The sequence below is a fragment of the Bradyrhizobium diazoefficiens genome, assembly GCF_016616235.1.
In the GTDB taxonomy this organism is placed as follows: domain Bacteria; phylum Pseudomonadota; class Alphaproteobacteria; order Rhizobiales; family Xanthobacteraceae; genus Bradyrhizobium; species Bradyrhizobium diazoefficiens_H.
This window is the reverse complement of record NZ_CP067100.1, coordinates 5,504,058-5,516,932: the sequence shown is the minus strand read 5'-3', so window position 1 is coordinate 5,516,932 and position 12,875 is coordinate 5,504,058. Positions and strand designations below refer to the sequence as shown.

Annotated in this window: 11 protein-coding genes; 2 read left to right on the top strand and 9 right to left on the bottom strand. The window is 64.5% G+C overall.

Features of this window, described 5'->3' with window-relative positions; all coding sequences use genetic code 11:
- The first annotated feature begins 97 nt into the window (after positions 1 to 97).
- On the top strand, positions 98 to 1,489 hold the full coding sequence (gene hpnO / locus JJB99_RS26340) for an aminobacteriohopanetriol synthase HpnO (RefSeq protein WP_200495165.1): 1,392 nt from the start codon (positions 98 to 100) through the stop codon (positions 1,487 to 1,489).
- Positions 1,490 to 1,626: 137 nt separating this feature from the next.
- On the opposite strand, the gene JJB99_RS26335 is transcribed toward hpnO, so the two are convergent.
- The 6 genes from JJB99_RS26335 to JJB99_RS26310 form a co-directional block, all read right to left on the bottom strand.
- Entirely contained in the window at positions 1,627 to 2,391 is a 765-nt protein-coding gene (locus JJB99_RS26335) for an anti-sigma factor family protein (protein ID WP_200495164.1), read from the bottom strand.
- Positions 2,388 to 2,936, bottom strand: a complete 549-nt coding sequence (locus tag JJB99_RS26330; protein WP_200495163.1) for a sigma-70 family RNA polymerase sigma factor — start codon at positions 2,934 to 2,936, stop codon at positions 2,388 to 2,390. Before JJB99_RS26330 ends, JJB99_RS26335 begins: the two co-directional genes overlap by 4 nt.
- A gap of 115 nt (positions 2,937 to 3,051) precedes the next feature.
- Complete coding sequence (locus tag JJB99_RS26325) at positions 3,052 to 3,390, bottom strand: cupredoxin domain-containing protein (RefSeq protein ID WP_200495162.1); 339 nt, start codon at positions 3,388 to 3,390, stop codon at positions 3,052 to 3,054.
- A 23-nt stretch (positions 3,391 to 3,413) separates the two neighbouring features.
- A complete protein-coding gene (locus tag JJB99_RS26320) occupies positions 3,414 to 4,358 on the bottom strand; it encodes a metallophosphoesterase family protein (protein WP_200495161.1) in 945 nt (314 codons plus the stop codon).
- Positions 4,359 to 4,460: 102 nt separating this feature from the next.
- Positions 4,461 to 5,351 carry an alpha/beta fold hydrolase gene (locus JJB99_RS26315; protein ID WP_200495160.1) on the bottom strand — a complete coding sequence of 297 codons (891 nt, stop codon included), beginning with the start codon at positions 5,349 to 5,351 and terminating at the stop codon, positions 4,461 to 4,463.
- A 12-nt stretch (positions 5,352 to 5,363) separates the two neighbouring features.
- The gene (locus JJB99_RS26310) at positions 5,364 to 6,983 is read right to left on the bottom strand and encodes a GMC family oxidoreductase (RefSeq protein WP_200495159.1); all 1,620 of its coding nucleotides are present in this window, start codon (positions 6,981 to 6,983) and stop codon (positions 5,364 to 5,366) included.
- Positions 6,984 to 7,157: 174 nt separating this feature from the next.
- Between JJB99_RS26310 and JJB99_RS26305 the strand changes: the two genes are divergently transcribed.
- Positions 7,158 to 8,330 (top strand): M20 aminoacylase family protein, encoded by a 1,173-nt coding sequence (locus tag JJB99_RS26305; RefSeq protein WP_200495158.1) that lies wholly within the window; start codon positions 7,158 to 7,160, stop codon positions 8,328 to 8,330.
- Between the two features lie 75 nt (positions 8,331 to 8,405).
- Here the strand turns inward: JJB99_RS26305 and JJB99_RS26300 are convergent, their stop codons facing one another.
- From JJB99_RS26300 to JJB99_RS26290, 3 genes are all read right to left on the bottom strand, one after another.
- Positions 8,406 to 10,034, bottom strand: coding sequence for an inorganic phosphate transporter (locus tag JJB99_RS26300; RefSeq protein WP_200495157.1), 1,629 nt, complete (start codon positions 10,032 to 10,034; stop codon positions 8,406 to 8,408).
- Positions 10,035 to 10,131: 97 nt separating this feature from the next.
- Positions 10,132 to 11,574 (bottom strand): UdgX family uracil-DNA binding protein, encoded by a 1,443-nt coding sequence (locus tag JJB99_RS26295; protein ID WP_200495156.1) that lies wholly within the window; start codon positions 11,572 to 11,574, stop codon positions 10,132 to 10,134.
- Positions 11,574 to 12,809, bottom strand: a complete 1,236-nt coding sequence (locus JJB99_RS26290) for a putative DNA modification/repair radical SAM protein (protein WP_200495155.1) — start codon at positions 12,807 to 12,809, stop codon at positions 11,574 to 11,576. Before JJB99_RS26290 ends, JJB99_RS26295 begins: the two co-directional genes overlap by 1 nt.
- Positions 12,810 to 12,875: the final 66 nt, after the last annotated feature.

The window sequence follows — 12,875 nt, the reverse complement described above, 5'->3', positions numbered from 1 at the left end:
AAGATGGTCCGAAAAAGGGCAAAAGGCCGCACAGACCGTTTTCAGTAAGGATCCGTTTTCAGTTGACGAGACGGCCCTCAACCGAAGTATGTAGCGGATGAACAGTCCAAATCCAGACATGTCTCAGCTGTTCGCGGACCGTCAGGCCCAGCGCAGCGCCCTGCATAATCGGCATCTGAACGAGCAGTTCGTTCGGGTCCTCAAGACCATCGGCTACGACGTCGGCTTCCAGAAGGGGCAGGGGCAGTACCTCTACGATCGCGAGGGCGCGCGCTATCTCGACCTGTTGTCCGGCTTCGGCGTGTTCGCGATCGGGCGCAATCATCCGGTCATGCGCGAGGCGCTCAAGAGCGTGCTCGATGCCGATATGCCAAATCTCGTCCAGTTCGACGTGTCGACGCTCGCCGGCGTGCTCGCCGAGCGGCTGCTGAAATACGTCCCCTATCTCGACAAGGCGTTCTTCGCCAATTCCGGCGCCGAATGCGTCGAGGCCGCGATCAAATTCGCCCGCGGCGCCACGGGTCGTCCCGGCATCGTCTATTGCGCCCACGGCTATCACGGCCTCACTTATGGCGCGCTCTCGCTGACCGGTGATTCGAATTTCCGCACCGGCTTCGAGCCGCTGCTGCCGGGCTGCACCCCGGTCCCATTTAACGACCTGGCCGCGCTCGAAAAGGCGCTGGCCTCGCGCGAGGTCGCCGCCTTCGTCGTCGAGCCGATCCAGGGCAAGGGCGTCAACATGCCCACCGACGAGTTCCTGCCGGGCGCGGCCGCGCTCTGCAAGAAATACGGCACGCTGTTTGTCGCCGACGAGATCCAGACCGGCATGGGCCGCACCGGCCGCTTCCTTGCGGTCGAGCACTGGAACGTCGAGCCTGATATGGTGCTGCTGTCGAAGTCGCTGTCGGGCGGCCATGTGCCGGTCGGCGCGGTGCTGACGCGCAAGGGCATCTTCGACAAGATTTTTAATCAGATGGATCGCGCCGTGGTGCACGGTTCGACCTTCTCCAAGAACGACCTCGCCATGGCGGCAGGCATCGCCACGCTCGACATCATGGAGTCCGAGAAGCTGATCGAGTCCGCTGCCAAGCGCGGCGCCGAGCTGCGCCTCGCGCTGACGCGCATGGTGCCCGGCTACGAGTTGCTGAAGGAAGTCCGCGGCAAGGGCCTAATGATCGGCGTGGAGTTCGGCCCGCCGAAGTCGCTGCGCCTTCGCGCCTCCTGGAACGTGCTGGAGGCCGCCAACAAGGGCCTGTTCTGCCAGCTCATCACCGTGCCGCTGTTCAAGGATCACAAGATCCTGACCCAGGTCGCCGGTCACGGCAGTCACACGATCAAGCTCTTGCCGCCGCTCACCATCACCGAGGAAGACTGCGGCTGGATCGAGCGCGCCTTCGACGACGTCATCGCCGGCAGCCACAAGGTCCCCGGCGCGATCTGGTCACTCGGCAAGACGCTGGTGGACAACGCGGTGCGGCGGTCGGCCTGATTTTGGTCGGCCTGATTTTCTTGCCGAGGCATCTGGGCAATCGTCATTGCGCGCGAAGCGCAATTCAGACTGTCTCTGCTGAGGCAGCCTGGATTTCTTCGTCGCTTCGCTCCTCGCAATGACGGTGTGGGTTACAGCTATCCCTCCACATTCGCCTTCATCGCCGCCTCGAACTTGTCGACGAACTCCGTGAGCTCGTCGTTGCCGATGTCGCTGACGGCCCAGAAATTCAGGCCGCGCTCGCCCCAGCGGCGGCAGTTGAAGCCCTGCATGGTCTGAGTCTTGGGTGGCCGATGCTCGGTGCTGGCGGTCTGCGACACGAACAAGTTGATGACATGCTGGCGGCGCTTGTAGACGACTGCGCCGATGGCGCGCGCGTCGATATAGTCGAGCCGGCCGCCGACCAACGTAAAGCCCTGCGCAGTGAGATCGATCACGGGCGGGGCGACGTCGAGCTTGCCGTTGAACCAGGGCTTGACCGTGTGCTGATCGGTCGAGACCACGTCGATAAGGTGACCGGCCTGGAGCGAGCGCAGATGCGCGGAGACGACCTCCGAGAGGATGCGCTGCTGGTCGTCCTGGCGCAGCACGACGGCGACGACGCCAGAGGCGGCGAGGGCCGAGACTGCCGAGCCCATTGCGAAACCGCGCAGCACCGAGCGTCGGCTGGGCTGCGGCCGCGCTTGCGGCATCGATGCCTCGATTCGGGCGCGTAACGTCGCGGGCGCGCTGTAGCGCAGCTCGGTGTCGGCCAGCACGCGCTTCATCTCGCGCTGTGCCGCGAACTCGGCCGAGCAGTCCGGGCAGCTGGCGACATGGGCTTCGACCTCGCGCGCGTGGCCGGCATCGAGCTCGCCATCGAGCAGCGCGTGAAGCAGGATCCTTGCTTCGTCGCAGGTCATTTCGAGTGCTCCTCTTGCACCGTCCAGGCCGCGCGCAGCATGGCGCGGGCGCGGGCGAGGCGGGACATCACGGTGCCGACGGGGGCGCCGACGGCCTCGGCGATCTCACGGTAGGACAGGTTGTTGATCTCCCGCAGTACGAAGATTTCCCTGAACGGCTCGGCGAGTGCGTCGATCAGTTTGCGAATGGCGCCGGCATCGCGGCTGCGCAGCACCTCGGTTTCCGGACTTGCTTCGCTCTCTTGCCAGAGCGGCATCTGCTCGTCGGCCCCTGGCGTATCCTCGATCGCGCTGGGCCGGTGCGCGCGCCGCGCATATTCTGCGTTGCAGACATTGCGGAGGATCGCGAACAGCCAAGGCTTCATCGCCGGCCCGCGATAGCTGTCGAAGTGCTTCAGCGCGCGCAGATAGCACTCCTGCACCGCATCCTCGGCGTCAGAGGGATCGCGCAAGAGATAGCGCGCGAGCGTATAGACGTCGTCGAGATAGGGCAGCGCCGCCTCGCGGAAGCGTTGCGCCTTCTGCAAATCGTCCTTGGCGGGCATCGCTCCTCGCTTTGCCTCTTGCTTTGCTTCTGCTTTCGCCGTGATCGAAGACGCGCGAGCCCGGCCGGCGTGGGACCACCGGCCGGGCAAGACGTTGATGCCTTGGTTGGAGACGTTACTCAACCTTGATCATCCCCGTCATGTGCGGGTGCAGCGAACAAAAATACTTGTAGTCACCCGCATTGGTGAAGGTGAACGAGAACTTGTCGTCGGTGTCCAAGGTCTTGGACCGGAACTTGCCAGCCGACACCACGGTGTGGGGGATGTCGTCCCGGTTGGTCCAGGTCACAGTGGTGCCGACCTTGATCTTGAGCTCGGGCGGCTGGAAGACGAAATTGTCGATGTGCACTTCCAGGTCGTTGTCGGCACGGGCTTTCGTTGCGGGCAGCAGGATGGCTGCGGCCAACGCGAGACCGAGGTCGACACCGAAGTCGCGGCGGTTGAGTGTTTTCATTGTCAGCTTCCATTCGACCTGGATCAACCCTGGAGCGGCGTGTCGATGATCGCGAGCCGCTGCTCGTTCTGCTTGAAATTGACGCTGGCAACCCCGAGCATGGAGCGGAGTTTTGCATCCTCGACCTTCATCGGTCCGGGTGAGGGGGCGGCCCCCGGCGCCGGCTGCGGGAAGGCGGTCGAGCGCGCGGTGTGGAAGGTGACGTTGCCCTCGACCTTCTGCATCACCTGGTGGATGTGGCCGTTGAGCACCGTCACCGAGCCAAAGCCCTTCACGAGCTCCAGCGCACGGCCGCCGTCCTCGGTACCCCAGCCCCATTCCGGATAGACGGTCCAGAGCGGGATGTGGGCAAACAACACGACAGGCATCGATTTCGACTTGCCGCGCAGATCGTCCTCGAGCCAGGCGAGCTGCTCTGCGCCGAGATTACCAAGGCCCCCGGCCTTGAGGTCGACGACGTTGACGAGACCGATGAAGTGCACGCCCCCCGCGTCGAAGGAGTACCAGCCGTGCCCCTTGGTGCCGCGGCCGTAGCGCTCGCGATAGAGCTTCACCTCCTCGTCGATGAAGTCGTGCTCGCCGGGCACGTAGTGCACGTCCAGCTTGGTTTGCGAGATGATGCGCTCGGCATTGTCGAACTCGGCGGCTTTCGACAGATGCGTGATGTCGCCAGTGTGGATCATGAATGACGGTTTTGCCGGCATCGCATTGATCTTGTTGACCGCTTCCTCCAGCGTGCCGAGCGCGTTGGGGTTGGCCGGCTTGTCGAAGCCGACATGGCTGTCGCTGATCTGGAGGAAGGTCATGCCGGGCGCGGCCGCGGTGGCGGCTTGCGCGGAATCGATGATGCCGAGCGAGCGCGGCACGCCGCCCGTGATGGTCCAGAGCACCCCGGTGCCGGCCCAGGTCATGCATTCCAGCACCTTGCGGCGACTGACGCCGTCGTCCCCGTGATCGTGTCCGCTCATCGCAGCTCTCCGTTTCGCCCGGAATTAGGCTTCGGGGAGGTGATTGCAGAACGGGGAGGCTTATTCCCGGATGCGATGACGTTTTCGTGAGGTGGGAATGGGCTACCGAGCGGAGTTCGCGAATTCCCGCACGGCCTGCACCACGGCCGCCGGCGCTTCCTGCGCCACGCAATGCCCGGCGTCTTCAAAGATCAGGGTGCTGACATGCGGAATCAGCGAGACGGCGCGCGCTGCCATCACCTTGTAGATCGGCCCCGACTTTGCGGCGGTCGTCACGCGGACTGGGCAATCGATCTCGGTGAGCGCTGCAAACGGATTGCCGCGGGCATCGCCAACGTAAACCTGTGTCATTGCCTCGTAGATCGGACGCAGCATCGCCGATTCGATCTCGGGCGTGCAGCAGAGCCGGACCCGGCCATCCCTTTGCGGCGCGAAGCCGTGACTCACATAGGCTCGCAGCGCCGTTTGGGTCCAGTCCGCAAATGCCGGTGCCGCGCGGTAGCGGTTGAAGACTGCGTCCAGGCTGTCGAATTCCGCCTGACGGCGCAGCGCGCCTTGCACGCGGGACAGCGCTTCTTCGTCCAGCCCCCCGGAGCGCGCTGCGCGCGGGTCCATGATGGTCGGCTCCATCACGAACAGCCGTGTGAAACGCCCGGGCAAAAGCGTTGCTGCGAGCAGGAGATCGGTCGCGCCCGCGCTATGGCCAATTCCGTAGACGTCGCGCAGCCCGAGCGCGTCGATCACCCGGCAGACGTCGCCGGCAAAATCCAGGAAGTGATAGGTGCTGGGCTTGTAGCTGCCGCCGTGGCCGCGGCGGTCGTGCGCGTAAACGGTATAGGTCGAGGCAAGCTCGCGCGCGACCTCGTCCCAGACGTTGGCGACGAAACCGGTGCCGTGCACGAGCAGGGCGGGCGGTTTGCCGCCCTCGCCCCATTGCAGCACGGCGATCTCTGCGCCGGCGGGGCCGATGGAAAAACGGTGCGGATCGGTCATGGTGACGGGATGCTACTTTCCATCCTCCAGGATCATCGCCGCGCCTTTCTCGGCGATCATCGCGGTCGGCGTATTGGTGTTGCCCGACGTGATGGTCGGCATGATCGAGGCGTCCACGATGCGCAAGCTTCCGAGGCCGTAGAAGCGCAGGCGCTCGTCCACGACCGCCGTCGGATCATTCGCCGCGCCCATTTTGGCCGTGCCGACGGGATGGAAGATGGTGGTGCCGATATCGCCGGCGGCTTTTGCGAGTGAGGCATCGTCGTCGCCGACGGAGGGGCCGGGCAGATATTCGCTCGGACGATATTTTGCCAGCGCCTTCTGCTGCATCAGGCGGCGGGTGGTGCGGATGGCATCGGCGGCGACCTGGCGGTCGTCGTCAGTCGAGAGATAGTTCGGTGCGATGATCGGCTTCTCGTCGGGCGCCGCCGCGCGCAAGCGCACGATGCCGCGCGAGGTCGGCTGGAGATTGCAGGCGCTCACGGTGATAGCAGGGAAGCGATGCAGCGGATCGCCGAACTTGTCGAGCGAGAGCGGCTGCACGTGGAACTGGAGGTTGGCGCGCGCACGCGTCGCATCGGAGCGCGTGAAAATGCCAAGCTGTGACGGTGCCATGGTCAAGGGACCACGGCGGCGGAAGGCGTAGTCGAGCCCCATCAGGCCGCGCCGGAACAGGTTGTAATAAGTCTCGTTCAGCGTGCGCACGCCCTCGACCTTGTAGATCGCGCGCTGCTGGAGGTGGTCCTGCAGATTGCGCCCGACGCCGGGCTTGTCCATCACGATGTCGATGCCGAGCGGCGACAGCCAGTCGGCAGGCCCAATGCCGGAACGATGCAGCACCTGAACCGAGCCGATCGCGCCGGCCGAGAGGATCACCTCGCGCTTGGCGCGTGCCTCGATGATCTCGCCGTTCCGGATGAAGCGCACGCCGATGGCGCGGCCCTGCTCGATGATGAGACGGTCGACCAGCACGTGCTTCTCGAGCCGCAAATTCGCCCGGTTCAATGCCGGCTTGAGGAAGCCGCGCGCCGACGACCAGCGCCGGCCGCGCTTCTGGTTGACATGGAAGTAGCTGGTGCCCTCGTTGTCGCCGGTGTTGAAATCGGGGATGCGCTTGATGCCCATCTCCTCGGCCGCATCGCCGACGGCATCGAGCACGTCCCAGGATAGCCGCGGCGCCTCGATGCGCCAGCCGCCGCCGGCGCCGTGATGCGCGCTGGCACCGAGGAAGTGATCCTCCAGCCGCTTGAACAGCGGCAGCACGTCGTCATAGCTCCAGCCGGCCAGCCCAAGCTGGCGCCAATGGTCGTAATCGGCGGCCTGTCCGCGCATCGAGATCATGGCGTTGATCGCCGAGCAGCCGCCGATCACCTTGCCGCGCGGATAGGCGAGTGCGCGGCCGTTCAGGCCCGGCTCGGCCTCGGTCTTGAACATCCAATCCGAGCGCGGATTGCCGATCGCGAAGAGGTAGCCGACCGGAATGTGGAACCAGATCCAATTGTCGTCGCCGCCGGCCTCCAGCACGAGGACACGGTTCCCGGGTACGCCCGAGAGCCGGTTGGCGAGGATGCAGCCGGCCGTGCCGGCGCCGACGACAATGTAGTCGAACTCACCTTCGAGCCGTCTTGGCATTCTGCTTCCACCCGATGGTCCCTTGACGTTTCGCCCTAATAGGCAGACACGGCCGATCGGGACAAGTCCGGCCATGCCGGACGGGCAGGGCTAGCGCCCGATCCCCGGCAGTTGGGCGGACTCGTGCTTGCATGGTAGACAGTGCTGTATTCCCACAAATCCTGAGACCCCTCCATGCCCATCGTGAACCGTGTCGCCGACCTCCAACCCGATATTCAGGCCTGGCGCCGGGACATCCACGAGCATCCGGAGTTGCTGTATGACGTTCACCGCACTGCAGCATTCGTGGCGGACCGCCTGCGGGAGTTCGGCTGCGACGAGGTCGTGACCGGTCTTGGCCAGACCGGCGTGGTCGGCGTGATCAAGGGCAGCAGGCCGGCCGGCGAGGGGCTCAAGGTGATCGGCATGCGTGCCGACATGGACGCCTTGCCTGTCGACGAGCAGACCAACTTGCCTTACGCGTCAAAGATTCCGGGCAAGATGCACGCCTGCGGCCATGATGGCCACACCGCGATGCTGCTCGGAGCGGCGCGCTACCTCGCCGAGACCCGCAACTTCGGCGGCGATGCCGTGGTGATCTTCCAGCCGGCCGAAGAGGGCGGCGCCGGCGGCGCGGCCATGGTCAAGGACGGCCTGATGGAGCGCTTCGGCATCGAGCAGGTCTACGGCATGCACAACGGTCCGGGCATCCCGATCGGCTCGTTCGCGATCCGGCCGGGCCCGATCATGGCGGCGACCGACGAGGTCGACATCATGATCGAAGGCCTGGGCGGCCACGCCGCGCGCCCGCACAAATGCATCGATTCCGTGCTGGTCGGTGCGCAGGTGATCACGGCGCTGCAGTCCGTCGTCTCTCGCAGCGTCGATCCCTTGGAATCGGCGGTGATCTCGATTTGCGAATTCCATGCCGGCAACGCCCGCAACGTCATTCCGCAGATGGCGACGCTGCGGGGCACCATCCGCACCCTAACGCCTGAGGTGCGCAAGCTGGTCGAGAAGCGCGTGCGCGAGGTGGTGGCGGGCGTGGCGCAGATCACGGGCGCCAGGATCGACCTGCACTATAAGCGCAACTATCCGGTCGTGAACAACCACGCTGCGGAGACCGAGGTGGCGACGCGCATTGCCAAGCAGGTCGCGGGCGATGCCAACGTGCTCGATATGCCGCCGCTGATGGGCGGTGAGGATTTCGCCTATATGCTGGAAGCGCGCCCTGGCGCCTTCATCTTCTGCGGCAACGGCGACAGCGCCGGCCTGCACCATCCCGCCTACAATTTTAACGACGAGGCGATCGTCTACGGCACGTCCTACTGGGTGAGGCTGGTCGAGGAACAGCTCGCGGCGTCGTAACGCCCGCGCCCGACGTACAAATGAAAAGGGCCGGTGCATCGCACGGGCCCTTTGTCGTTGAGTGATCCGATCGGTTCAGAACAGGCGCGAGAAGATCACGTAGAGCGTGCCGGAGAGCAGGATGGCGACCGGCAGAGTCAACACCCAGGCCATCACCATGTTGCGGATGGTGGCAACCTGGAGACCGGAGCCGTTCGCGGCCATCGCGCCTGCGACGCCCGATGACAGCACGTGCGTCGTCGAGACCGGCAGACCGAAGGTGTCCGCAGCGAAGATCGTGCCGGCGGCGACGAGCTCGGCGGAGGCGCCCTGCGCGTAGGTCAGGTGGGTCTTCCCGATCTTCTCGCCGACGGTTACGACGATGCGCTTCCAGCCGATCATGGTGCCGAGACCGAGCGCAATCGCCACCGCAACCTTCACCCAGGTCGGGATGAACTTGGTCGCGCTGTCGAGCCCGCCCTTGTAGGCGTTCAAGGCCGCGATCTCTTCCTTGTTGAGATCGTTTTCCTTGTCCTTCATTAGGAAGCGGATCGCTTCCGAGGTCAGGTACATGTCGTTACGGGTGTTGCCGACCACTTCCGCCGGCACCTTGTTGAGCGAGCCGTACTTCACGACCTGGTCGCCGACATCCTTCACCAGCACCGACAGCGAGGGGTAGGTGCCTTCAGTGATGTGGTGCGAGGTGATGTACTGCGTCACCGCCGGGCGGGGATCGCCGATGATCGAGTGGCCGGCGCCCTTGGCCGCGACCACCTTCGAGGCGGCGTCTGAGATCTGCTGGAACTTCGCGACCTGGGATTGCGGCAGAGCGCGGTTCAACGCATAAGCCGTCGGGACGGTGCCGATCAGGATCAGCATGATCAGGCCCATGCCCTTCTGACCGTCGTTCGAGCCATGCGCGAAGCTGACGCCAGTGCAGGTCAGGATCAGCAGACCACGGATCCAGATCGGCGGGGCTTTGTTGCCCTCGGGGGCAGCGTAGAGCGCCGGGTTCTTGATGATCACCTTGAGCAGCAGCAACAGGACCGCGGCGCAGATGAAGCCGACCAGCGGCGAGAGCAGGAGCGCGTAGCCGATCTCGGTGGCCTTGCCCCAGTCGACGCCCGAGGTGCCGTCGCGGCTGCGCATCATCGCGTTGGCGACGCCGACGCCGATGATCGAGCCGATCAGGGTGTGCGAGGACGAGGCCGGCAGGCCGAAATACCAGGTGCCGAGGTTCCAGAGGATTGCGGCGATCAGCAGCGCGAACACCATCGCAAAGCCTGCGCTGGAGCCGACCTGGAGGATCAGCTCTACCGGCAGCAGCGAGACGATGCCGAACGCCACGGCGCCGGTCGACGTCAGCACGCCGAGGAAGTTGAACAGGCCAGACCACATCACTGCGAACTCGGCCGGCAGCGAGTGGGTGTAGATCACGGTCGCGACCGCGTTGGCGGTGTCGTGGAAGCCATTGACGAACTCGAAGCCGAGCGCGATCAGCAGGGCGACGAACAGCAGGATGAAAGGCACGTAGCTCGTGACCCTGGTGCCGGTTGCATCGACGTCGGCATAGATGCTGTAGGCCACATAGAGCAGGCCTGCGGCGAGGATGCCGAAGAACAGGATCATCGTCAGAGGATTGAAGCCCTTGTCGAGATTGGGCCGGGAAGCGGGCTGGACAGGCGTCGGGTCGCCTACCGCACGGTCAAATGCAACATCTGTCATTTTTGGACGCCCCTTAACCTGTTGGAAGGGCTATTGTCCGCGAATGATTTGAAGGCTGGATGACAACCGGAGCGTGAAAGCCGTATTCCGCCAGGTATTAGGCCGCGCGTGCGGCTTTCTTCTGTAAGCCGGCGGCGATCTTCAGATCCTCGACAAAGCGCTGATATTCCAGCGCTTTCGCTCGGGGATCCGGCAGCCGCAGCAGATAGGACGGATGCACCGTCACCAGCGCCTTGCGTCCGTCGGGCAGGTCTATGAGCCGGCCGCGGGTCTTGCCGATCGGGGTGATCTTGCCGAACACGCTCTGTGCGGCCGTGGCGCCCATCGCCACGATCAGCTCCGGCTTGATTGCCGAAACTTCCCGCTCATACCATTGCCGGCACGCTTTGATCTCCGGCGTCGTCGGCTTCTGGTGCAGGCGGATCTTGCCGCGCGGTACGAACTTGAAGTGTTTGACCGCGTTGGTGACGTAGACCTTCTTGCGGTCAACGCCGGCTTCCTCCAGCGCCCGGTCAAGCATCTGCCCGGCCGGTCCCACGAAAGGATGGCCGGCGAGGTCTTCCTTGTCGCCGGGCTGCTCGCCGACCAGCATGATGTTGGCGGACCTCGGACCTTCGCCGAACACGGTCTGCGTCGCGTCCTTGTAGAGATGGCAGGCGCGGCAATGCGCGGCCTCCTCGCGGAGGGTTTCGAGATCGTCGGCAGCTGGCTTGCGTTTCATCGGAGCCTCCGGCCGCTTCTGAGGCTTGTGCGGATCGGTTGCGGCATTGGCGATCATGGCGCCGGTCATGCGCTCGGCGTCCTCGATCAGGGGTTTAATGATTGAAGCCTCGGGCAGGTTCCTCCAATATTTCTTCGGCATCTCGGTCTGCATCGCCTTCACCTTGAGCCGCGCCGGATTGAAGATGCTGGCGTAGTAGCGCCGCCATGTTTCCTCCAGCCGGTCTTCGCCCGGTGCTTCGCTCTTGCCGACGCCCGGCGTGAACGAGAGCGCATGGCCATCCCAATGCGCGCACAAATCCGGCGTCAGGATCGACCAGGGCATGTCGGCAAAGCGTTTTGCGAAGAACGGTGCAGCAAGCTCGACGATGTGATGCTCCGGCTCGAACCAAGCGACGTAATGCGCTGCGCGTTCCCGGCCGATCTCGCGGAAGCGCACGAAGGCGTGCATCTTGTGCTCGTCGCGATGGACGGCTCTGGTCATGGCCGTGATTTGCGCGACGTCAGGGTCGGTCGCGACCTCGATGAGATCGTGATTGTCCTTCAGCCGCCAGAGCAGGCGATAGAGGATCGCAAAGCGCTCGCCGTCGCGATGCAGGATCGCGGCCTTGGCGAGCTCGACGAATTTTGCGGAGACGTTGAAGGTGCCGTCGCTCACCTCGAGGATCGGAGATGGCGCGGGCGGCGCGAACAGCTCCGCTTCGCCGCCCTGCACGGCCCAGGTAATATCGCGCGGCTCGATGTGATGCAGCACGAGGCTACGCGCAGCTTTGCGCCAGCCTTCGAAATCGGTTTCGGTATCGAGAGTGATGTACTGCATCAGAAGCCAAACCCCAGTTGTGTTGCCTTCGGCTTGAAACGCTCGATCAGCCGCGCCTCGTCGAGGCGATGCGGAGAGGGGCGGTGATCGCTAAGCACGATGAACGGCAGCGCCTTGTGCCGGGGCACGTGCAGCCGCGCGAGATCGGAGAGCCGGATCGTGGTGGTGCGCCGCGTTGCGATGATGCGCTCGACCGCCTTGGTGCCGAAGCCCGGCACGCGCAGCAGCTCCTCGCGGCTGGCGCGGTTGACGTCGAGCGGGAAGCGGTCGCGGTGGCGCAGCGCCCAGGCGAGTTTTGGATCGATCTCGAGCGGCAGCATCGCGCGCTCGTCGACGATCTCGCCGACGTCGAAACCGTAGAACCGCATCAGCCAATCGGCCTGGTAGAGCCGGTGCTCGCGCAGCAGCGGCGGCTGTACCAGAGGCAAGGCGCGGCTGGCGTCGGGGATCGGGCTGAAGGCGGAGTAGTAGACGCGCCGCAGCCGGTAGGAGCCGTAGAGATTGGCACTGGTGTGCAGGATGGTATGATCGGTCGCGCTATCGGCGCCGACGATCATCTGCGTGCTTTGTCCGGCCGGCGCGAAACGCTGCGGCTTCGCTTTCGTCTTTGCACTGCGGCTGTCCTCGGCCTCGTCCAGCTTCAGCCGCAGCCGACCCATGGTGCGGCGGATCGCGCGCACGTCCTTCTCCGGCGCGAATTGCTGCAAGCTGGTCTCCTGCGGCATCTCGATGTTGATGGAGAGACGGTCGGCATATTTGCCGGCCTCCGCGATCAGCGCGTCGGCGGCCTCCGGAATGGTTTTCAGATGGATGTAGCCGCGGAAGTGATGCTCCTCGCGCAGTTTGCGCGCGACACTGACCACTTGCTCCATGGTGTAGTCGGGATTGCGGATGATGCCGGAGGAGAGGAACAGGCCCTCGATGTAGTTGCGCCGGTAGAAGTCGAGCGTCAGCTTGACCAATTCGTCGATGGTGAAGCGGGCGCGTGCTACGTTCGAGGAGGCGCGGTTGACGCAATAGAGGCAATCGTAATTGCAGGCGTTGGTCAGCAGCACCTTGAGCAGCGAGATGCAGCGTCCGTCCGGCGCGTAGGAATGGCAGATGCCCATGCCTGGCGCGGTCGAGCCCATGCCCTTGCCGTCGCTGGAATCCCGCTTCTCGGTGCCGCTGGAGGCGCAGGACGCGTCGTATTTGGCGGCGTCTGCGAGAATTTCCAGCTTGCGTTGCACGTCCATCGTGGAATCCCTTTGATTCAGCTCACGAATCCGAATGAGCACCAATTCGATTGACTCATCCGACCT

Coding starts and splice junctions, on each gene's coding strand:
- JJB99_RS26300 (WP_200495157.1), bottom strand. CDS start 10,034: ATGACAGATGTTGCATTTGACCGTGCGGTAGGCGACCCGACGCCTGTC.
- JJB99_RS26305 (WP_200495158.1), top strand. CDS start 7,158: ATGCCCATCGTGAACCGTGTCGCCGACCTCCAACCCGATATTCAGGCC.
- hpnO (WP_200495165.1), top strand. CDS start 98: ATGAACAGTCCAAATCCAGACATGTCTCAGCTGTTCGCGGACCGTCAG.
- JJB99_RS26325 (WP_200495162.1), bottom strand. CDS start 3,390: ATGAAAACACTCAACCGCCGCGACTTCGGTGTCGACCTCGGTCTCGCG.
- JJB99_RS26290 (WP_200495155.1), bottom strand. CDS start 12,809: ATGGACGTGCAACGCAAGCTGGAAATTCTCGCAGACGCCGCCAAATAC.
- JJB99_RS26320 (WP_200495161.1), bottom strand. CDS start 4,358: ATGAGCGGACACGATCACGGGGACGACGGCGTCAGTCGCCGCAAGGTG.
- JJB99_RS26330 (WP_200495163.1), bottom strand. CDS start 2,936: ATGCCCGCCAAGGACGATTTGCAGAAGGCGCAACGCTTCCGCGAGGCG.
- JJB99_RS26310 (WP_200495159.1), bottom strand. CDS start 6,983: ATGCCAAGACGGCTCGAAGGTGAGTTCGACTACATTGTCGTCGGCGCC.
- JJB99_RS26335 (WP_200495164.1), bottom strand. CDS start 2,391: ATGACCTGCGACGAAGCAAGGATCCTGCTTCACGCGCTGCTCGATGGC.
- JJB99_RS26315 (WP_200495160.1), bottom strand. CDS start 5,351: ATGACCGATCCGCACCGTTTTTCCATCGGCCCCGCCGGCGCAGAGATC.
- JJB99_RS26295 (WP_200495156.1), bottom strand. CDS start 11,574: ATGCAGTACATCACTCTCGATACCGAAACCGATTTCGAAGGCTGGCGC.